The following is a 19,560-nucleotide window of genomic DNA, read 5'->3' on the forward strand; positions in this document are numbered from 1 at the left end:
CACAAGTCACCCGTACCCTCAACGCGACTCGATCGTTTGGTCTGACAGGTGCACATCCACTCAGCGTGGGGAGAACCATGTCAGGACCGTCCATGCAGACGACCGCTCGGTACCCTTCCGATCTCGGCGCGGCCGAGGCCGGGCTGGGCGACGCCCACGGGCCCCGCCCCCGCCCGACGATCCGGAACGTCGCAGAACGCGCGGGCGTCTCCAAGTCGCTGGTCTCCCTGGTGCTGAGGGGGTCCCCGCACGTCAGCGAACACCGCCGTGAGGCGGTGCTCCAGGCGGCCAGGGAGCTCGGCTACCGGCCGAACGCGGTGGCGCGCAGCCTCGTCGAAGGGCGCACCCACCTGGTCGGCGCCCTCGTGGCCGACCTCCACAACCCGTTCTACGCCGAATTCCTCGACGGGTTGCAGGAGAGCCTCCACGGTGACGGCCTCCGGCTGCTGATCGGAAGCGGCCGCTGGGACCCCGCCTTCGAGGAGGAGGCCGTCGAGGCCTTCCTGGAGCTCCGGGTGGACGGCCTCGTGCTGCTCGGGGTCGCCCCGTCCAGCGAGACCCTGGCCGAGGCCGCGGCGTACACGCCCACGGTCGTCGTGGGCGAGCGGGACGTCGAGCTCGACAGCGTGGACATCGTCGTGGACGACGACCAGCTCGGCGCCCGCCTCGCGGTCGACCACCTGGTGGAGCTCGGCCACCGCCGCATCGCGCACATCGAGGGCACGCCGTCGTCGTCGGCGCGCTTCCGCTGCGAGGGCTACCTCGTCGCGATGCGCAGGCACGCGCTCGCCCCGCACATCATGGTCGAGCACGGCGACTTCACCGAGGAGGGCGGGCGGCGGGCGGCAAGGGCGCTGCTGGAGCGCGACCCGCGCCCCACCGCGATCTTCGCCGCCAACGACGTCGTCGCCCTCGGAGTGCTGGTCGCGGCGAGCGAGCTCGGGCTGCGCGTCCCCGAGGACCTGTCGGTCGTGGGGTACGACAACACGCACCTGGCCGCCGTGCACCACATCTCGCTGACCACCCTGGACCAGCCGCGCCGGGCGATGGGCAGGTCGGCAGCCGCCCTGCTGAGCGACCGCATCACCGACCCGGGCAAGCTGGCACGCCTGCGCCAGGTCACGCCCCGCCTGGTGGTACGGCACAGCACCGGCCCGGCTCCAAGTGATGCCCAAGGGTAGGTCAACATCCACGGGATCGGCGCCCTCCCCGTGTTGACTCAGAGCAGGCGCCGGCCCCCCGGCGTGCCGGACCGGTCCGAAAAGGACTGGAACGCTCGCTTGTCGTGGGGGCAGCGGGTGGGCAGGCAGTGCCCGCCGGGCCAGGCGGCCGGCGTCTGACCGGGGGGTAGACATGCGTGATCCGGAACTGGTCTCGTGCGCCCAGCGCGCGGCGGCCGAGCTAGAGCGTGCGTGGGCGCACTGGCGGGCCACCCGGGGCAAGGACGACGAGGGCTCGACCGAGTCGGTGGCCAGCTACGTCGCCCACTCCATCGACCATCCGTGGGGCCGCCCGCGCGTCGTCCTCGGCCTGGACGCCGAGGACGCCAGGGAGCTCGCCGCGCTGCTCCAGAAGCAGAACCTCGGCGAGCCCGCCTGGTAGCCCCGCTCGTCCCCGTTTCGCATAACGGCCGGTCCACCACGCGGGTACGCGTAGGTTGGACTGCGGACAGGTCGTCTTCGAAGGGGATCATCGTGACCAGTCGAGCACTGGCCGTAACGTTCCTGGCCCTGTGTGGGCTGGGCGCCTCGGCCTGCGGCGGAGCGGCGAGCAGCAGCGCCGCCGACACCGCGCCCCGGAGGGCCGAGACGCGAAGCGTGGCGGCGCGGCCCGCGTCCTCCTCGGCACGCGTCGCGACGGCCGGCACACCGTCCCCCGCCAAGCCGCTGTCCGGCAAGGTCATCGTGATCGACCCCGGGCACAACGGCGGGAACTACCGGCACCCCGACGTCGTCAACAAGAAGGTCAACGTCCTCACCCAGTGGAAGCCCTGCGACACCACCGGCACCTCCACAAACGACGGCTACTCCGAGGCCGCCTTCACGTGGGACGTCGCCAACCGCATGGTCAAGCTGCTGAGGGCCAAGGGCGCCACCGTCAAGCTCACCCGCGACAGCAACTCGGGCGTCGGCCCGTGCATCACCCAGCGCGCGGCCATCGGCAACAGGGCCCACGCGAACGCCGCCGTCTCGATCCACGCCGACGGCGCCCCCGCCTCGGGCCGGGGCTTCCACATCATCATGCCGAAGAAGATCAACGGCCCGGTCGACCCCGTGGTGGGGAGTTCCAAGAAGCTCGGCCTCGCGCTGCGCGAGGCTTACAAGTCGGGCACGGGCATGCCGTACTCCACGTATCTCGGCAAGGACGCGCTCGACTTCCGGAGCGACCTCGGCGGGCTGAACCTCTCCACGGTGCCGAAGGTCTTCATCGAGACCGGCAACATGCGCAACCCGACCGACGCCGCCAAGCTCAAGGACCCGGCGTTCCGTCAGCGCATCGCGGTGTCCCTGACCGAAGGCCTGCAGAAGTACCTCGGCTGACCGTCCTCACCCCACGACGGGTGACGGCACCCGCTCTTTGGCATGATCTGGGGCATGGCTGACCTGATCCCGCGTCCGAAGGTCCTCGACCTCGCGCCAGGCTCGTACGAGTTCACCCCTCGCGACGCGGTGTCCGGTCCGGCCGATCTGGTCGACGCCGTACGGCTGGCGCTGCCCGTACTGGACCTCGGCCGCGACGAGACGGGCCCCGGGCAGAGCGACACGGGCCTGACACGGGGCGCCGCGGGCCTGACACGGGGTGCCGCGGGCCTCGCGGGGGGCGGCACGGCCCCCGGCGGGGCTCAGACGGGGCGCCAGGCGACGATCAGCGTCGAGCCTGATCCGAGTCTCGGCCCGGAGTCCTACGCCGTGAGCGTGGCCCCTGAGGCCGTACGGATCACCGCCGGGGGCGCGGCGGGCGCGCTGTACGCGGGCCAGACGCTCCGCCAGCTTCTGCCGGCCGACGCCTTCCGGTCGGCGCCCCTGCCCGGCGCCCGCTGGACGGTCCCGTGCGGGCGGGTCGAGGACGCGCCGCGCTTCTCGTGGCGAGGCGCCCACCTCGACGTTTCCCGACATTTCATGCCGAAGCGTGAAGTGCTCCGCCTGATCGACCTGCTGGCGGTCCACAAGCTGAACCGCCTCCACCTCCACCTGGTGGACGACCAGGGCTGGCGGGTGGAGAGCCGGGCCTATCCGCTGCTCCACGAGATCGGATCGCACCGGGCGCGGACCACCACCAAGCACTTCCACGGCGAGACCGAGCACGACGACACCCCGCACGGCGGTTTCTACACCCTGGCGGACCTGTCGGAGATGGCCGCCTACGCCCGCGCGCGGGCCGTGACGATCGTGCCGGAGATCGACGTCCCTGGCCACGCGTCCGCGATCCTCGCGGCGTACCCGCACCTCGGCGCCGACCCGGCGAGGCGTCACGGCGTGCTGGACCGCTGGGGGATCTCCCCGGCGATCCTGTCCCCGCTCCCCGGCACGACCGACTTCCTGGCGACGGTCTTCGCCGAGATCATCGAGGCGCTCGGCCCGGTGCCGTACTTCCACATCGGCGGCGACGAGTGCGTGCTCGACGCGTGGGCGGCATCGGCCGGGATCGAGGCCCACCGGGAGTCACTCGGGCTCGCGACCCCCGGCGACCTGCACGCGTGGTTCCTGCGCGGGCTCGCCGACGTGCTGGCGGGCCTCGGCTCCCGGGCCGTGGTGTGGGACGAGGCGTTCGTGAGCGGGATGCTCCGCGAGGACACGATCGTCATGCCGTGGCGGGGCGTGGAGGTCGGGCGGCGGGCCGCCGCCGCCGGGCACGACATCGTGGCGACCTCGGTGTTCCCCCTGTACTTCGACTACGCCGAGGCCGCGTCGCCCGAGGAGCCCGTGGCCATCGGCGACACGATCACCGTCGAGGACGTGGCGGCCTTCGAGCCCGTGCCGGCGTCCTGGACCCCCGAGGAGGCGGGCCGGGTGCTGGGCGCGCAGTTCCAGCTCTGGACCGAGCGCATCCCCGACGGGCGGACCCTCGACTACCGGGCCTGGCCGCGCGGGTGCGCCCTGGCCCAGCTCACGTGGTCGGGTGGCTCCGAGGGGTTCGCCGGCGCGCTGCCCGCGCATCTCGCCCGGCTGGACGCCTACGGAGTGGAGTACCGGCCGCCGGCGGGGCCTCGTCCGTGGCAGCGCGGCGGGACGGGCGCCCGGCGGCACCGGCCGGGGGCGGTGCCGGTGGCCGAGGTGATGCGCCGTCTGGAGGAGCTCACCCACGCGGCCGACTCCACCCGCCCGAGCCTGGGCTAGGAGACCTGGTAGCCGGCTTCCACGATCGCCGCGCGGATGGCTGCGTCGTCGAGGGGGCCGCCTCCGGTCACCTCGACGCGCCCGCTCCCGAGGTCGACCTCGACACCGGTGACACCCGGCACCTCGCCGACCTCCTCCTTGACGGAGCTGACGCAGTGGCCGCAGGTCATGCCGGTGACGGTATATGTGCTGGTGGTCATGGGTACGCCCCTCCTCGCAGATGTACCCAGCCAGGGTATGGCACGGCGGCGCTAGCCGCCCACCCGGCACACCACCTCGCGGACCGACGAATAACCGTGGCGGCGCAGCCTGCGCGAAAGGCCCCGGTTGATCCGCCAGGCCCAGAGCGGGCCCTCGTAGATCATCGCCGTGTAGCCCTGGACCAGGGTGGCCCCGGCCAGCAGGCGCTCCCACACGTCGTCGACGTCCTCGACGCCTCCGACCGAGACCAGGACGACGCGGTCGCCCACCCGCGCGCGCAGCCTTCTCAGCACCTCCAGGGAGCGCGCCTTGAGCGGACGTCCGGACAGCCCTCCGGTCTCGGCGGCCCCGGCCGCCTCGGCCGGGGACAGTCCTTCCCTGCCGATGGTGGTGTTGGTGGCGATGACGCCCGCGAGACCCAGCTCGACCGCGAGGTCGGCGACGGCGTCGATGTCCTCGTCCGCCAGGTCAGGGGCGATCTTGACGAGCAGCGGCGTACGGCCGGCGGCCTGCCGTACTTCCTTCAGCAGCGGCCGCAGCAGCTCGACGGCCTGGAGGTTCCGCAGGCCGGGGGTGTTCGGGGAGCTGACGTTCACGACGAGGTAGTCGGCGAGCGGGGCGAGCTTCCTGGCGCTTGCGACGTAGTCGCGCACGGCCAGCTCCTCGGGGATGACCTTGGTCTTGCCGATGTTCACCCCGACCACCACGGGCAGGCTACGCGGCCTTCGCAGGCGCCGCGCGGCCTGCTGGGCGCCGCGGTTGTTGAAGCCCATGCGGTTGACGATCGCGTGGTCGGAGGCCAGCCGGAACAGCCTCGGGCGGGGGTTGCCGGGCTGGGCGTGGGCGGTGATCGTGCCCACCTCCACATGCCCGAAGCCGAGGGCCGCCAGGGCCTCCACGCAGCTCGCGTCCTTGTCGAAGCCCGCCGCGAGCCCGAAGGGGCTCGGGAAATGGACCCCGAATGCCTGGACGCGGAGCGCCTCGTCGCGTGGCGCCAGCCTGTTGTAGAGCCGGCGCTTCACGACGGGGGCGAGCGAGAGGACCCGGAGCGCGCGAATGGTCAGGTGGTGCACCGTCTCGGCGTCGAACCGCCGGAGCACCTGCGCGAAGAGCAGTCGATACATCACCGATCAGGGTAGCCGGGATCAGTTGAGGCTCGGGTCGTGGTCCATGCGCGGCGTGGTGAGGCTGATGGTCCGCCAGCTCTCCGGTGGAACGATTTCATGCCGGTCCTCCTGGCTGATCCACAGCCGGTGGTCGAAGCGCAGGAGCCTGAGCAGGCGAAGGACCCGCCGCGAGGGCCGGACGATCGTGAGCGTGCCACCGTGCTCCCGCATGTACCGGTCCAGCCAATTCAGCACGCGGACCCCCGCGCAGTCGAGGAACATCACCTGGGCCAGGTCGAGGTTCACGTGAAGCGGCTGGTGGCGGACGAGCAGTACCGGAAGGCGGAGGCGCAACTCCGCGGCGCCCTCAAGGTCGAGGTCGCCGTGCAGAGCCATCACCAGCGCCGTGCGCGGCGGAGGGTCATGCGGTGTGATCACTATCACGATCGGCCGGCCCTTCAGGCTGGGGGCGCCTGTTCGCCCAGGATCTCCGCGGCCAGGTCGGCGACCCGGCGCCGGCTGTCACGCGCCCGCTTGCGCAGGCCGGTGAAGGCCTGGGCGGCGGTCAGATCGTGCTTGCCCATCAGGTATCCGATCGCGCGCTCGATCACGATGCGGTAGTCGAGGGCGTACTGGAGCTGGTCGGCCAGCGCGCTCTTCTCCTCCGCCTTCACCGCCGCCGCGAGCACCTCCTCGATGACGTGCGCGTAGGCGAGGAGGGCCTGGGTGTCGGACTCCTCCCAGTCGTGGGGTTCGGCCTGGTAGACGTTCAGGGTGCCCACCGGCCCGTCTCCCAGGCGTACGGGGACCCCTGCCACCGCCCGCACGCTCGGATGCAGCAGCTCGGCCAGGTCGGGCCATCGCTCGTCGGACTGGACGTCACGCGTGGTCACCGCGGCGTTGTTGAAGAACGCCGACACGCACGGCCCCCGGCCGATCGCCGCCTGCGCGTGCTCCAGGCTGCGTCCGGCCTCGTCGGTCGTCACCAGGTAGCGCAGCGCCTTGCCCTCGTCGGCGAACATCAGACCCGCGCCCGCATAGCCGAACAGCCGGTCCACAACGCGCACGATGCGTTCCAGGTGGTGCACGACCCCAGTGGCCTCCGAGGTCTTCTGCACGCCTCTGAGGCTCGCGACCAAGGACTCCGGATCAATACGTGTCATTTCCCATCCTCTTGAGAACCTCATCCCTGCGCCGGCTCAATGGAGAGGCATGCCTTTTCGCATTGCATCTGCCCGAAATCGGGCACAACAGTCCCGCTTTCGCGAGCGCCGGGGAGTGACAACCCGAACAACCCGGATCGCCTGGGGATCCGGGGGGCGAAAGCAGGAACGCCGATGACACCGTCCGTCGGACGGAGTGAATCGACGAGCGCGGCCGGCGATCTGCGGAGCCACAGCGCGCTTGACATGGTCAACGCCCGTGCCAATGGCGGTGCCACCTCCATTTGAGGAAGCTCCGCGGACACAGGGCGGAATGATCTGCGACAAAGCGTAGTGCGGCACGATGACTCTGGCCAAGTGGTTGACTCACCTGGTCGAAAATCAGGGTGTCGAACGGCGTCGGCCTCGCTCGTACGGCTTCCGCGGCCCCGTCCGGGCGATGTGGCACGGCGAGGCGCGTGGCCGCAGATGAGCGATCAGGTTCGCTCCGCGACTACTGGATGCAATTAGATGCGCGCGGCTTCGCACGCGTGTGCGGTGCCGCAAGCACGATTAGATCACATGTTCGATGATTATGTGACATTTCTACTACGGGTCCCTGTCAGCCTATGCGCTGCCCGGTGGTCGTGGCGCCCGCGCGGGGCCCGCGGCCCCCACGGCCGTACCGCGGCACAGGAAACCGCAGGTAAGAGCTCTAATGAGGAATACTTCCCCCTGCACAGGAAGGACCACGTCGGTGACCAACATCTCCGCTGTCGCGAGCCCGGTGGACTTCTCCGCTCATGGTGACTACGGGCTGAAGTCCTCCACCGGGGCGAAGGGCGCCTTCACCCGGCCGCCGTACAGCTTCAGGGACCGGGTGACCGCCGACGGCTCCAGCGGCTACCCGGCCGAACCCGGCCGCTACCACCTGTACGTGTCGTCGGCCTGCCCCTGGGCTCATCGGTCGATCATCGTGAGGGCACTGAAGAAGCTGGAGGACGTGGTCTCGCTGTCGGTCGTGGACCCGATCCGCGACGGCCGGGGCTGGGCGTTCCGCGAGGGCCCCGGGCACACCGCCGATCCCGTCAACGGCTTCACGCTGCTGCGCGAGGCGTACGAGGCGAGCGACCCCGGATACGACGGCCACGTGTCCGTGCCGGTGCTCTGGGACCGCGAGACGGGCCGCATCGTCAGCAACAACTTCCCCGACATCACGATCGACCTGGGAACGCAGTTCGAGCGGTGGGCCGGCACCGGCGTCGACCTCTACCCCGCCGACCTCAGGCCGGAGATCGACACGCTGAACGACCGGGTCTACGCCACCGTCAACAACGGGGTCTACCGCTGCGGCTTCGCGGCGAGCCAGGAGGCCTACGACGAGGCCGTCACGGCGCTCTTCGCGACACTGGACGACCTCGAACAGCGCCTCGGCGCGGGCCGCTACCTCTTCGGCGACCGGCTCACCGAGGCCGACGTACGGCTGTGGGTGACGCTCGCCCGCTTCGACGCGGTCTACGCCACCCACTTCAAGGCCAACCTGCGCCGCCTGGTGGACTACCCCAACCTGTGGGCGTACGCCAGGGATCTGTACCAGCGTCCCGCTTTCGGCGGGACCACGGACTTCGACCACATCAAGCGGCACTATTACGGGACGCACCCGCGGATCAACCCGGCCCGGATCGTGCCGGCCGGTCCCCTGCTCGACTGGAACGCCCCTCACGGCCGGGAGCGGCTGTCGTCCTGAGGCCGGGGTCCTGCGGGGAGCCGGGCCACCAGAAGCGGTCGCCGAGCAGCGTGACCAGGGCGGGGACGAGCACGCTCCGCACGAGGAGGGTGTCGAGCAGCACCCCGAAGCCGACGATGACCCCGATCTGGGTGAGCGTGATGAGCGGGAGCACCCCGAGCACGGCGAACACCGCCGCGAGCAGGATGCCCGCGCTGGTGATGACGCCGCCGGTGACCGCCAGCGCCGCGACGATGCCCTCGCGGGTGCCGGCCTCGGGCGTCTCCTCCCTGGCACGCGTGGTCAGGAAGATGTTGTAGTCGACCCCCAGAGCCACCAGGAACAGGAAACTCAGCAGGGGAACGCTGAGGTCCAGTGCGGGAAAGCCGAAGACGTGGGTGAAGGCGAACCACCCCGCGCCGAAGCTCGCGGCGAAGCTGGCGACCACGGTGAGCACCAGCGTGACGGCCGCCACGACCGACCGCAGCAGGAGCAGCAGCACGAGGAGCACGACGGCCAGCACCAGAGGGATGATCAGCTTCTGGTCGCGGACGGCCGCGTCCCGCTCGTCGAGGTCGGCGGCCTCGGGCCCGCCCACGACCGCCGAGGCGCCGGGTACGGCGTGTACGGCCTCACGCAGCTTCCCGATCGCGGCGAAGCTCGCCTCGCTGCCCGGCTCGGCGTTCAGCACCACGTCGGCACGGGTGTACTCGGGGGTCTTCTCCCCGATGGTGACGCGCGGGTTCCCCGGGATGGCGGAGGCCGCCGCCCGTACCGCCTCGGCCGCCGAGGTGCGGGAGACGACCACCACGGGCTGGGCGCTTCCGGCAGGGAAGGCCCGGCTCAGCGTCTCCTGGCCGGCGATGGCCTCCACCCGGTCGCGGAACTGCTCGGTCTGCGACAGGCCGCTCCGCACGCCGATGATCCCTGATGCCAGCGCGGCCAGGACTCCCAGGCTGACCACGGTCATGACGACGGGCCTGCGCGACACCGCGCGCCCCACCCGCGACCACGGCCCCGTGCGCGTCGGGTCGGCCTGGCCGACCTTGGGGGCGAAGGGCCAGAACAGGCCCCTGCCGAAGAGCACCATCGCGGCGGGAAGGACCAGCAGCGCGTACGCCACGGCGGTGACGATGCCGATGGCGCCTGCCATGCCGATGCTCCGGTTGAACGGCGAGAGCGCGAAGACCAGCGTCCCGAGCGCGAGGGTCACGGTGGCGGAGCTCGCGAGGATGGCCGGCGCGGCCGAGCGGACCGCCCCGCTCATCGCCACGTGGCGGTCGTCGTGGAGGCGAAGCTGCTCGCGGTAGCGGGCGATGAGCAGCAGGGCGTAGTTCGTCCCCGCGCCGAAGACCAGCACGGAGGTGATCCCCAGGGTGGAGTCGTCCACGGTCAGGCCGGTCGTGCGGGTCAGGAAGGCGACGACCTTGGACGCGACCTGGTCGGCGACCCCGATGACGCTCAGGGGCACCAGCCACAGCCAGGGGCTGCGGTACGTCAGCAGCAGGAGGAGCGCGACCACTCCGGCGGTGACGGCGAGCAGGGTGATGTCGGCGCCCTCGAAGACCGAGGCGAGGTCGACCTTGAAGCCCGCGCCGCCGGTCACCTCGACACGCGCCCCCGGGGGCAGCCCCCGCCGGCTCTCGGCCCTGATCTCGCCGACCGCCTCGGCCAGCTCCGCGTTGGAGAGCGACCCCGCGAGCGGTACGGAGACCAGCGCCACGTCGCCCTTGGGCGAGAAGACCGGAGGCGGGACCCGGCCCCCCACGGCCAGGGCGGCCATCCGCCCGGCGCCGGACTCGATCGCGGCCTTGTCCTGGGCGGTCAGCGATCCGTCACGGCTGTACACGACCAGGGCGGGAAGGAGCTGGCCGCTCGGCATCCGCTGCTGGAGCCGCACGACCTCCGCCGACTCCGCGCCCTTGGGAAGGGAGGCGGCCGGATCGCTGCCGATCTTCGAGGCCCCGCCGAACGCGAGCGCGAGGCAGGAAAGGATCAGTGCCACGGCGACCGTGACCCACTTGCCGCGTGCCCCCCAAAGCCCGGCCCACCTAATATGCTCTGCTCGCGCCATAGCAGTTTCTTTCATCCATGGAATATTTCTATGGCGGAAGATTAAGCGCACCCAGGCGCCGGCGGCAACACGAAACCGACAACACGAAGCCGGCGACCGAAGCCGGCGACATGAAGTCGACGACACGAAGTCGACGACACGAAGTCGACGACACGAAGGAGGACGGCCGTGTCGGCAGACACGCCAGGCAGAGCAGACTCGCCAGGCAGAGCAGACACGCCAGGCAGAGACGCCGGCAGCCCATTCGAGCTGATGACGCTGATGCGGCGTCTCAACGTCGAGCTCGACCGGTTCGCCGAGCGGTTCGCCGCGGACCACCGCCTGCACCGCACCGACGTCAACGCCGTCGTCGTGATCATGGACGCGGCCCGCGAGGGCCGGCCGCTCAGCCCCGGAACCCTCGGCGCCGCCCTCAACCTCAGCCCCCCGGCCACCACGGCCCTTCTCAACAGGCTGGAGCAGGCGGGGCACGTCGAACGGCGCAGGAGCGCGACCGATCGCCGCAAGGTCGAGCTGGCCCTGCACGAGCAGGCCGTCACCCTGGGCGGCCAGTTCTTCTCCCCCCTCGCCCGCCACCTGTCGGCCGCCTTCAGCGAGTTCACCGACCAGGAGCGGCAGGTGATCGAGCGCTTCCTCACGGGGAGCATCGACGCGACGATCAGCGCGCGCCACGAGTCGGCGGCAGGCCACGGCGGCGATAGCCGTCCGATCGACGGTGCTTGATACCCGTTTGCAGCGACCGGGCAAGGCGATTGCAAGCGGCCGATCACATACTGCGGTCATCACGAACAGAGAGGACCGCTCCGATGACGATCACCCGCACCCTCACCGGCCTGGCCGTGGCCGCCGCCGCCCTCGTCGCGATCGCCCCCGCCGCCGCACAGGCGTCCACCGGCGCATCGGACGCGGTCACCACCGCCTCGTCCTCCTCCTTCTCCGGGTGGGGCACGTACTACGCCCCCGGCCGCCGGGCCAAGGCCGCCGGCTCCCTGTCGGCCACGGGTGAGGACCACGAGGTCATCCCCACCGCCGACACAGTGAAGATCTCCGGCAAGGTCACCGACCTCACGCGTGGCTCGTCCTGCGGCCTCGCGGTCTTCCGCATCACCTACCTGGACGACACCGGCAACCTGCCCTTCAAGCACCACACCGTCCGCGACTGCACGTACGGCTCGCCGAAGTCCTTCTCGTTCAAGTACCCGGACGTGTACGAGGTCGAGCTGAAGATCTGCTCCGAGGCCAAGTCCTCCAAGCCGTCGCTGAACTGCCTCTACGCGGGCACCTGGAAGGTCATCTACCTGTCCAAGTAACCCCCGTGACCAGGTCCCGGCCCGCCCCGGGCCGGGACCAGCGTCTTCAGGGACAAAAGACCCGAATTTTCGTTGTCCCCTGTGGGCTCGGCGGGTCTCCTCTCAGGGAGGGACTCGCCGGATCTCCTCTTGTGGAGAGGTTTGTCCATTTATGGTGAGCGTTGCCCGGCCCAGCGCCCGCGGGCGACGCGGGGACGACTGACAGGGAGCGGAGCGCGATGCCCGGAACCGGTAGGGGCGGACCCGACACGGCCATGGTGTCGGCCGCCCGTGACGGAGACCAGCAGGCGCTGGACGATCTGGTGGCCGATTCGCTCCCGCTCGTCTACAACATCGTCGGCCGGGCCCTGAACGGGCACGACGACGTCGACGACGTGGTCCAGGAGACCCTGCTCCGGGTGGTCCGCGCCCTGCCCGACCTGCGTGACCCCAAGGCGTACCGGTCGTGGCTGGTGGCGATCGCCATCCGCCAGGTACGCGACCACGAGCAGGACCGCCGGACCACGCAGCACCGCCGGGCCGACCTGGACACCGCCACCGAGGTGCCCGACCCCGAGTCCGACTTCGCCGCCCTGACCGTCCTCCGGCTCGGGCTCACCGACCAGCGCCGCGAGGTCGCCGAGGCCACCCGGTGGCTGGACGACGACGACCGGTCGCTTCTCGCCCTGTGGTGGCTGGAGGAGACCGGCGAACTCGGCCGCGCGGACCTGGCCGGCGCGCTCGGCCTGTCCGGCCGCCACACCGCCGTACGCGTCCAGCGCATGAAGGAGCAGGTCCAGACGGCTCGTACGGTCGTGCGGGCGTTACGGGCCGGCTCCGGGTGCTCCGAGCTGCGCACGCTCACTTCGAACTGGGATGGCGCGCCGAGCCCGCTGTGGCGCAAGCGCCTCGCCCGGCACGTTCGCGGCTGCGCGATCTGCGGGCGCCGCGCCGCCGGGCTGCTGCCCATCGACCTGCTGCTCAGCGGGCTTCCGCTGCTGCCCGTCCCCGCCGGTTTCCTGCTGGACCACATCCAGGTCATACCTCCGGCCACGGACGCGATCCGGCACGTCGCGTCGCACTTCTTCGCGGGGCGGGGCGCGCACCGGGCATCCCACGCCATGGGCTCACGGGGGCCGCGCGAGCTGCTGTCGTCGGTGCCCCACGGTCCGGCGGCGGCCGGGGTGGCCGCCGTCGTCGCGGCCGCAGTGGTCGCCGGGCACCTCGTCACCACACCCGCGCCGGTGGCCGGACCCGTCGTGAAGCCCAGGACCAGCAAGATGGCGCCGACGCCGACGCCGACCCTCACACCCCGGCCCTCCCCAGCTGCGAGCCGGCCCAAAGCGTCTCGCGCGCCGGTTTCCGTGGCCGTCTCGGCCAAGAAGGGGGTGGGCGTGTGGAAGATGCCAGGGCTCAGCGCGGCGCTCGCCAAGTCGGGCGCGAGCTGGTACTACACGTGGGACACCCACCATGACGGCGTCAGCACGTCCAAGTCGGTCGAGTTCGTCCCGATGGTGTGGGGGCCAGGCAGCGTCACGCCCGCGAAACTCGCCCAGGCGAAGCGCGCCGGGCCGTACCTGCTCGGATTCAACGAGCCGGACCTGTCCGCCCAGGCCAACATGACCGTGGAGAAGGCGCTGTCCCTGTGGCCCAAGCTCATGGCCGCCGGTCGTGTGCTCGGCAGCCCCTCCGTGGCGTTCGGCGGGGACACTCCCGGGGGCTGGCTCGACCGCTTCATGTCGGGAGCGGCAGCCCGCGGCTACCGCGTCGACTTCGTCGCGGTGCACTGGTACGGCGCCGACTTCCGCACCGCGCAGGCGGTCACCCAGCTCAGGACCTACCTGCGGGCGGTCTACCAGCGCTATCGCAAGCCGATCTGGCTGACCGAGTACGCCCTGGTCGACTTCTCGAACGGCACCCGCTACCCCTCGGACGCGCGGCAGGCCGCCTTCCTCACCGCCTCCGCCAAGATGCTTGCCTCACTGCCGTACGTGCGGCGCTGGGGGTGGTTCGGCCTGCCCTCCTCCGGCACCGGGCCGAACAGCGGGCTGTTCCGCGGCAACGGAGTCCCGACCCTGACAGGCCGCGCCTTCCAGTCGGCCCGCTGACCACTTCGACCCGTCTCAGGTCGCTTGACCCGGCTCAGGTAGGGGGACGTCGCTCGCCGATCACAGGCGGCGGCCCGCCAGCTCTCGTCGTCGGGCTCGTAACTCCTGCGCACGTTCGAGCTTCCATACGGTGTCGCGGGATCCTTCGTAAACCCTGTTGAACTCCTCCTGGTATTCGGCGACGGGAAGAACCTCTCCAATGGCTGCCCGTAGGCGGGGGAACGGTCCAACGCTCCTGCGATTCAGCGATCGCCGTAATGCCTTCTCACACCTTGTCCTCTTCACGCTCTTCAGGGACTTCACGGACTTCACGGCCCTCTTCACGGCCCTCTTCACGCGCGGGGCCATCGAGGTAGTGGAACGCCTCGCGGGCGGAGCGCACACTGTCGTTCAAAGCCTGTTCCAGGCGATCGGCGTCCTCGGCGAGTATCGCGATATCGGGCACGGCCAGCCTGTCGGAACCGGCTTCCGCGAGCAGTTCCTCATAACGGGGAAGCCGTTCGCGCAACGCCTCGATCTGGGTGCGCGCGTGATAGGCGCGCTCGGCCTGCGCGATATGACGGGAATATCGCTCCAGTGCCTCGACCCGGGCGGTGACCGCGGCCTCGCTCGCCGCGAGCGCCCGTTCAAGCGGGCTCACGACCGCCGACACCTCGTGGGACACGTCCACACCGACGATCTCGGCGTGTTCGGAACGCAACGCGGAAAGCTTGGCCAGCAAGCGTGCGATCTCCCACTCGTGGGCGGGAAGGATCACCGCGTTGCCGATGCCGTCCATCAGGCCCTCCCGATTCACCCGGGACCGCAGGACCGAATCGACCGCCCTCCTGGAACGGGCGAGGAGTTCCCTGCTCGCCGCGTCGAAATCCTCGGGAAGGAGATAACGGCCCGCGTACCGGCGGGCGTGCCCGTACACGATGCGCTCCGGTGTCTCGTCTTCCTCGTACGCGTTCGAACCGCCACCCATGAGCAGATAGGACACCAGTACGAGCCCCACGAGAAGCCCGAACACCGCCGTGCCGATCATGCGGCTGAACAGCATGAGCACGATGGCGAATGAGGCCAGGCACGCGCTCATGACGCGAATGGAACGCGGAAATCGCGGGACGCCGAAGTCCACCTGGTGCTCGGGGATCCATCCGGCGCGGATGCGGGAAAGAAGCCGCTCGTTACCGCGCAACAAGTTGGCGACATCCCATGGCACTTCAGGATCCACAATCGTGCCGATCCGTCGTTCTCCGGGCGGGCCACCACGGGTTACGACCACGCGAGTCCCCCTCCTCGGCCTGCCGTGATCATACGCCTTACTGTTCCCCCGAATCAGGTGGCACACGACCTCGGAACCCGACGTAATGAAAAGGCACTGGAAAAAATCACCCTTTGCTCGATGACATGCCCTGCTTGACTACGCGCTCAAAGGATGATGAAATCCCACGTCAGCGTCGCGGTGCACCCGGCATACAGACCGCCGAGGGCATGGAGGCGCCGAATCATGGGATGACCATGGAACACTCTGGCCGCCTCGCGGCATTCGGCAATCAGCTGATCGAAGTACACCTCTGGCTCCGCGAGGAGCTGGCCCGGCTCCGTGAGGACGTCGATTCCCATCTCGACGGCCACGGCGAGCGGCCACGCGAACTCCGGGCACACTGCCTGACATTCTGCTCGGCGCTCAGCCGGCATCACACCGGCGAGGACGACGGCGTCTTCCCCGTTCTCGCGGAGCGATTCCCCGCGCTGCGCCCCGTGCTCGACGAGCTGAAACGGGACCACCACCTCGTGAGCGACATCCTGCTGCGGCTGGAGGAACTGCTCGGCGGCATCCAGCCGGATCCGGGCCCGTCCGAGGCGCGGCGGGTGCGGGCCGAACTGGACGGCCTCACCGCCCTGCTGGAATCGCACTTCGTCTACGAGGAGAAGCGCATCGTGACGACCCTCAACTCGCTGAACGCGCCAGGCTGGGACGCGGCGACACCCGACTTCCTCCTGACCACCGACCCCCGGCAGCCAGGCACGTCCCGGGTCTAGCTCTCCGCCCGGGCCGGTAGGAGCAGGGCGGTCACGACCACAGCCACGGACAGCACCGCGCCGATGATGAAGGCCAGCCGCATGCCACCGAGGGTGGCGAGCGCCTCAGTGACTCCCTCGGCCTTCAGGGCATCGGCTCGGGCGCTCATCACGGTGATCACGAGCGCGGTGCCGACGGCTGCGGCTACCTGCTGGAGTGTGCTCAGGATCGAGCTGCCGTGGGAGTAGAGGTGGGAGGGAACCGCTCCGAGTCCGAGGGTGAACACCGGGGTGAAGGTCGCGGCCAGACTCACCATCAGAAGCGCGTGCAAACCGAGGAGCTGCCAGTACGGCATGGTCATCGTGACCTGGGTGAAGCCGGCGAGCGCGACCGTGATCCCGATCGCCCCGGGGACGACCAGAATCCGGCCGCCGAACCTGTCGAAAAGGCGGCCGACGGTCGGACCGAGCAGACCCATCGCGAGGCCGCCCGGCATCACGAGCAATCCGGTCTGCAGGGCGCTGAGTTCTCGGACGTTCTGCAGATAGAGCGGCAGAAGGATCATTGAGCCGAGCATCGCCATGAAGGCCACCGACATCAGGGTCAGCGCGACCGTGTAGGTGCGGTGCCGAAGGGTCCGCAGATCCATCAGCGGCACGCCGCGCTTCTGCAACGACAGCTGGCGAACGATGAAGACGACGATGGTGACCAGGCCGGCCGCCACGATTCCAGCGGCACTGCCGACGTTGCCGCTGCCGAACCGGCTGAGCCCGTAGACCAGGCCGCCGAAGCCCGCCGCGGCGGTTGTCACGCTGAACCAGTCGATGGTGCTGAACTGGCGCTCGCCAATGTTCTTGAGCTGCCGCAGGCCACCCCAAGTGATCACCACGGCGATGGGGAGCACCACGGCGAAGAGCAGGCGCCAAGACCCGAACTGAAGGATCACCCCCGAGATCGCTGGGCCCATCGCGGGCGCGACCGAGATGGCCAGGCTGACGGTGCCCATCACCCGGCCCCGGTCTTTCTCGGGCACCACCTGCATCAGCGTCGTCATCAGCAACGGCATCATCACAGCTGTCCCGGACGCTTGGATGATCCGGGCGCCCAGCAGCACCTCGAACGACGGCGCGACGGCGGCCAACACCGTACCGAGGAGGAACAGACCCATCGCCGTGGCGTACGCGTGGCGCGTGGACACCCGCTGCAGGAACCACCCGGTGATCGGGATGACCGCGGCCATGGTCAGCATGAAGGCGGTCGAGAGCCACTGCGCGGTCTGCTCGGTGATGTGCAGCGCCCCCATCAACTGCGGGATCGCATTGATCATGATCGTCTCATTGAGGATGACCACGAATGTGGCGAGCACCAGCAGTCGGATCACGGCCGGGGTGCGACCTGAAACGGTGGCCGCGGATGTGGCTGGTGAGGCGAGCTGTGGACTGGACACGGGACCTCGTTCGGGGTTGTCGGGCACACCGTGGTCATGGCTGGCGTCGCAGCCTTCGGTCTTACGCGTGGTCGTGGTCATGCGGCAAATTCTGTCCGCCGCCACCGACAAACTCATCGGCCCGGCCAGCCTTGCGGCAAGCAATGCAACGCGTCATCTGGTTTTCGCCGACAGCACCATCCGTGAAGAGCTGATCACCGGCCGACCCGAGGAGACACGATCTTCAAGCGCCGCCTCCATCCCAGGTCAGACCTACTCGTGAACGCCGCCCTTGGTCACTGCTTGCATGGCACGCCATTGGCGCGGCGATCGCACTCACGAGCTGTTGTTCAGTTGGTGTGGTCAGGAGCAGGGTCGAACCGCCGACCTTCCTTTCCAGGCCTCGGGTGCCGGAGAGCGTGATCAGAGGGTGGTGGAAGGTCGCCGGTGTGGGTTTGAGGTGACAGACGTTGTCGCCAGAGGTTGTCGCGTGGCCGGCACAACCGGTTGACTTCGTAGAGTCGGTCATGGGTTCGCCAGACTGTCGAGGATGAGTCCGGTCTCGGCTGGACTCTCCCACTGTGGAAGGTCTCATGCCACTCCCAGCGTCCCCAGTGGTTGATCATGAAGGCGTCGGGGGATGGGACATGACCGTTTCGCCGAGCCGGCATGAGGAGCGACGCCCATGGAGCCGGACAACCTCCGGCGGAGTTGGGGAGCGATCCGCACGGCGGCCGGCCTCGGGGACATGCGCTTTCACGATCTGCGGCACACCTGCGCAACGCTGCTCCTCAACCTTGGCGTACCGCCTCAGGTCGTCCGGGACATCGTCGGCCACAGCGAATCGAGGTGACCAGGACCATCTACGCCCACGTCTCCCTCGACGACAAACTCAACGCTCTCGGCAAGCTCGGGGAAGCGCTCGTGTAGCTCTCTCCATAGTGGCAGCGCCTCGACTCATCAGGTGAGTCGAGGCGCTGATCTTTATGCTCCACACTCAACGCCATGAACTGGGACGAAGTGCAGCCTCCTGCATCCCCGCCGAGCGAGGAAGACAAACCACTTCCCCCTGAGGATCAAACGAAGCGACCAATACGAGCCCGGAGACGGACCACCCAGCCCGCCGTGCAGTCAAGCAAAATCGGCGATGACACGAACCACCGGCTCACTGTCTACTGCGCCATTACCAAATGCGGCGTGAAGGACGCGGTCGTTGCGGCCGCCTCCTTCTATCTCGGCTTGGTCCCCGCCCCTCAGCCTCTGCCGCTAGACGGTTTTCCACAGCTCCCTGACGAAGTAACTCATCAGCTACGGGTCATTTCCGTCAGGATCGAGCCGTCGCTCAAGAAGCAGATCGCTGACGCCGCAGACGAGTTGTCTCTCACATCCTCTGCTTGGGTGGATCAAGCGCTCACCGAGTTTTCGACAAGCTGGGTCTACCGTCACGCCTAGAGACTTAGCAAAGAGGCAGAGCTGGCGACGTTGCTGTCAGTTTTGCTGTCATTGGAGATCAAAAACGCCCCATAGCCAGGTGGCTCGGGGCGTTTTGGCTGTTCATGTGGTGTGGTCAGGGGCGGGGTCGAACCGCCGACCTTCCGCTTTTCAGGCGGAACGATCAGCCTGCTCAGCTACCGGATACCGTGGTCAGAACGCTGTGGACGGTCGCCGCTGAACGGGTGTGGTTGGCGATGTTGTCGTCACCGCTGTCGTCAAGCTCCGCACAACCCTGTTGGCCACTGACCTGCTGTTTACAAGCCGGAAGAAGATCGTCTACCAACATCTCTGGGCGCCTCTTCACCCCTGATGAGAGCGCCTAGCCACCTGATCAACTTCTCCTAGTGTCCAGGGCTATTCAGGCACGCTGTTAGCACGCACGTTAGCAAGATCGGCCCCCACCAACCGATAGCCCGGTTCTAGCTACCGCCTTGCGTGCAGGATTTCCATCGCATCAAGCACGTCGGCCACTACGTGATCGGCGCCATGTTCATGACCCGGCCAGGAACCTCGATCGATCCAGACTGTACGAAGCCCAGCGGCTTGCCCCCCGGCCCTCTCTGTCAGACTCTTGTGAGACATAGGACGAATGAGTCCTCATGATGTGAAACAGAGCTAGACAGGACGATCGAGACAGTGACGATGACCC

At 69.2% G+C, this 19,560-nt stretch carries 19 protein-coding genes and 1 tRNA gene; 12 read left to right on the forward strand and 8 right to left on the reverse strand.

Features of this window, described 5'->3' with window-relative positions; genetic code table 11:
* Positions 1-92: 92 nt before the first annotated feature.
* The 4 genes from ACGFIV_RS33540 (at position 93) to ACGFIV_RS33555 (ending at position 4,337) form a co-directional block, all read left to right on the forward strand.
* Positions 93-1,181, forward strand: a complete 1,089-nt coding sequence (locus tag ACGFIV_RS33540; protein WP_392839014.1) for a LacI family DNA-binding transcriptional regulator — start codon at positions 93-95, stop codon at positions 1,179-1,181.
* A gap of 172 nt (positions 1,182-1,353) precedes the next feature.
* The gene (locus ACGFIV_RS33545; protein ID WP_358550474.1) at positions 1,354-1,602 is read left to right on the forward strand and encodes a hypothetical protein; all 249 of its coding nucleotides are present in this window, start codon (positions 1,354-1,356) and stop codon (positions 1,600-1,602) included.
* 92 nt (positions 1,603-1,694) lie between these two features.
* The gene (locus tag ACGFIV_RS33550; RefSeq protein WP_392839016.1) at positions 1,695-2,540 is read left to right on the forward strand and encodes an N-acetylmuramoyl-L-alanine amidase; all 846 of its coding nucleotides are present in this window, start codon (positions 1,695-1,697) and stop codon (positions 2,538-2,540) included.
* A gap of 54 nt (positions 2,541-2,594) precedes the next feature.
* Entirely contained in the window at positions 2,595-4,337 is a 1,743-nt protein-coding gene (locus ACGFIV_RS33555) for a beta-N-acetylhexosaminidase (RefSeq protein ID WP_392839018.1), read from the forward strand.
* Here the strand turns inward: ACGFIV_RS33555 and ACGFIV_RS33560 are convergent.
* From ACGFIV_RS33560 to ACGFIV_RS33575, 4 genes are read right to left on the reverse strand one after another with little or no spacing between them, the layout of a single operon-like run.
* Positions 4,334-4,537: a heavy-metal-associated domain-containing protein gene (locus tag ACGFIV_RS33560; RefSeq protein ID WP_358550480.1), complete on the reverse strand. Its 204-nt coding sequence runs from the start codon at positions 4,535-4,537 to the stop codon at positions 4,334-4,336. The genes ACGFIV_RS33555 and ACGFIV_RS33560 overlap by 4 nt on opposite strands.
* 51 nt (positions 4,538-4,588) lie before the next feature.
* Positions 4,589-5,662 carry a quinone-dependent dihydroorotate dehydrogenase gene (locus ACGFIV_RS33565; RefSeq protein ID WP_392839020.1) on the reverse strand — a complete coding sequence of 358 codons (1,074 nt, stop codon included), beginning with the start codon at positions 5,660-5,662 and terminating at the stop codon, positions 4,589-4,591.
* A gap of 21 nt (positions 5,663-5,683) precedes the next feature.
* The gene (locus ACGFIV_RS33570; protein WP_358550484.1) at positions 5,684-6,082 is read right to left on the reverse strand and encodes an STAS domain-containing protein; all 399 of its coding nucleotides are present in this window, start codon (positions 6,080-6,082) and stop codon (positions 5,684-5,686) included.
* A gap of 20 nt (positions 6,083-6,102) precedes the next feature.
* A complete protein-coding gene (locus tag ACGFIV_RS33575; protein ID WP_392839022.1) occupies positions 6,103-6,807 on the reverse strand; it encodes an ANTAR domain-containing protein in 705 nt (234 codons plus the stop codon).
* A 736-nt stretch (positions 6,808-7,543) separates the two neighbouring features.
* On the opposite strand from ACGFIV_RS33575, the gene ACGFIV_RS33580 reads away from it, so the two are divergent.
* Positions 7,544-8,533, forward strand: coding sequence for a glutathione S-transferase family protein (locus ACGFIV_RS33580; RefSeq protein ID WP_358550488.1), 990 nt, complete (start codon positions 7,544-7,546; stop codon positions 8,531-8,533).
* Here ACGFIV_RS33580 and ACGFIV_RS33585 read toward each other — a convergent pair.
* A complete protein-coding gene (locus ACGFIV_RS33585; protein ID WP_392839024.1) occupies positions 8,454-10,586 on the reverse strand; it encodes an MMPL family transporter in 2,133 nt (710 codons plus the stop codon). The two genes, ACGFIV_RS33580 and ACGFIV_RS33585, sit on opposite strands and share 80 nt — an antisense overlap.
* 252 nt (positions 10,587-10,838) lie before the next feature.
* On the opposite strand from ACGFIV_RS33585, the gene ACGFIV_RS33590 reads away from it, so the two are divergent.
* The 3 genes from ACGFIV_RS33590 (at position 10,839) to ACGFIV_RS33600 (ending at position 13,983) form a co-directional block, all read left to right on the forward strand.
* Positions 10,839-11,309, forward strand: coding sequence for a MarR family winged helix-turn-helix transcriptional regulator (locus tag ACGFIV_RS33590; protein ID WP_392839026.1), 471 nt, complete (start codon positions 10,839-10,841; stop codon positions 11,307-11,309).
* An 83-nt stretch (positions 11,310-11,392) separates the two neighbouring features.
* Positions 11,393-11,896 (forward strand): hypothetical protein, encoded by a 504-nt coding sequence (locus ACGFIV_RS33595; RefSeq protein ID WP_358550494.1) that lies wholly within the window; start codon positions 11,393-11,395, stop codon positions 11,894-11,896.
* A gap of 218 nt (positions 11,897-12,114) precedes the next feature.
* On the forward strand, positions 12,115-13,983 hold the full coding sequence (locus ACGFIV_RS33600) for a sigma-70 family RNA polymerase sigma factor (RefSeq protein ID WP_392839028.1): 1,869 nt from the start codon (positions 12,115-12,117) through the stop codon (positions 13,981-13,983).
* A 265-nt stretch (positions 13,984-14,248) separates the two neighbouring features.
* On the opposite strand, the gene ACGFIV_RS33605 is transcribed toward ACGFIV_RS33600, so the two are convergent.
* Positions 14,249-15,250, reverse strand: a complete 1,002-nt coding sequence (locus ACGFIV_RS33605) for a hypothetical protein (RefSeq protein WP_392839030.1) — start codon at positions 15,248-15,250, stop codon at positions 14,249-14,251.
* A gap of 236 nt (positions 15,251-15,486) precedes the next feature.
* Here ACGFIV_RS33605 and ACGFIV_RS33610 point away from each other — a divergent pair, with 236 nt between their 5' ends.
* The gene (locus ACGFIV_RS33610; RefSeq protein WP_392839032.1) at positions 15,487-16,011 is read left to right on the forward strand and encodes a hemerythrin domain-containing protein; all 525 of its coding nucleotides are present in this window, start codon (positions 15,487-15,489) and stop codon (positions 16,009-16,011) included.
* On the opposite strand, the gene ACGFIV_RS33615 is transcribed toward ACGFIV_RS33610, so the two are convergent.
* Positions 16,008-17,543, reverse strand: a complete 1,536-nt coding sequence (locus ACGFIV_RS33615) for an MDR family MFS transporter (RefSeq protein WP_392839040.1) — start codon at positions 17,541-17,543, stop codon at positions 16,008-16,010. The genes ACGFIV_RS33610 and ACGFIV_RS33615 overlap by 4 nt on opposite strands.
* Here ACGFIV_RS33615 and ACGFIV_RS33620 point away from each other — a divergent pair.
* From ACGFIV_RS33620 to ACGFIV_RS33630, 3 genes are all read left to right on the forward strand, one after another.
* Positions 17,518-17,700 (forward strand): hypothetical protein, encoded by a 183-nt coding sequence (locus ACGFIV_RS33620; RefSeq protein WP_392839034.1) that lies wholly within the window; start codon positions 17,518-17,520, stop codon positions 17,698-17,700. The genes ACGFIV_RS33615 and ACGFIV_RS33620 overlap by 26 nt on opposite strands.
* Positions 17,701-18,102: 402 nt before the next feature.
* Positions 18,103-18,270: a tyrosine-type recombinase/integrase gene (locus ACGFIV_RS33625; RefSeq protein WP_392839036.1), complete on the forward strand. Its 168-nt coding sequence runs from the start codon at positions 18,103-18,105 to the stop codon at positions 18,268-18,270.
* Positions 18,271-18,422: 152 nt separating this feature from the next.
* A complete protein-coding gene (locus tag ACGFIV_RS33630; protein WP_392839038.1) occupies positions 18,423-18,869 on the forward strand; it encodes a hypothetical protein in 447 nt (148 codons plus the stop codon).
* A gap of 112 nt (positions 18,870-18,981) precedes the next feature.
* On the opposite strand, the gene ACGFIV_RS33635 is transcribed toward ACGFIV_RS33630, so the two are convergent.
* Positions 18,982-19,049 (reverse strand) — tRNA-Phe (locus tag ACGFIV_RS33635).
* Positions 19,050-19,560 lie beyond the last annotated feature (511 nt).

The sequence above is a fragment of the Sphaerisporangium sp. NPDC049003 genome, from assembly GCF_043197795.1.
GTDB lineage: Bacteria > Actinomycetota > Actinomycetes > Streptosporangiales > Streptosporangiaceae > Sphaerisporangium.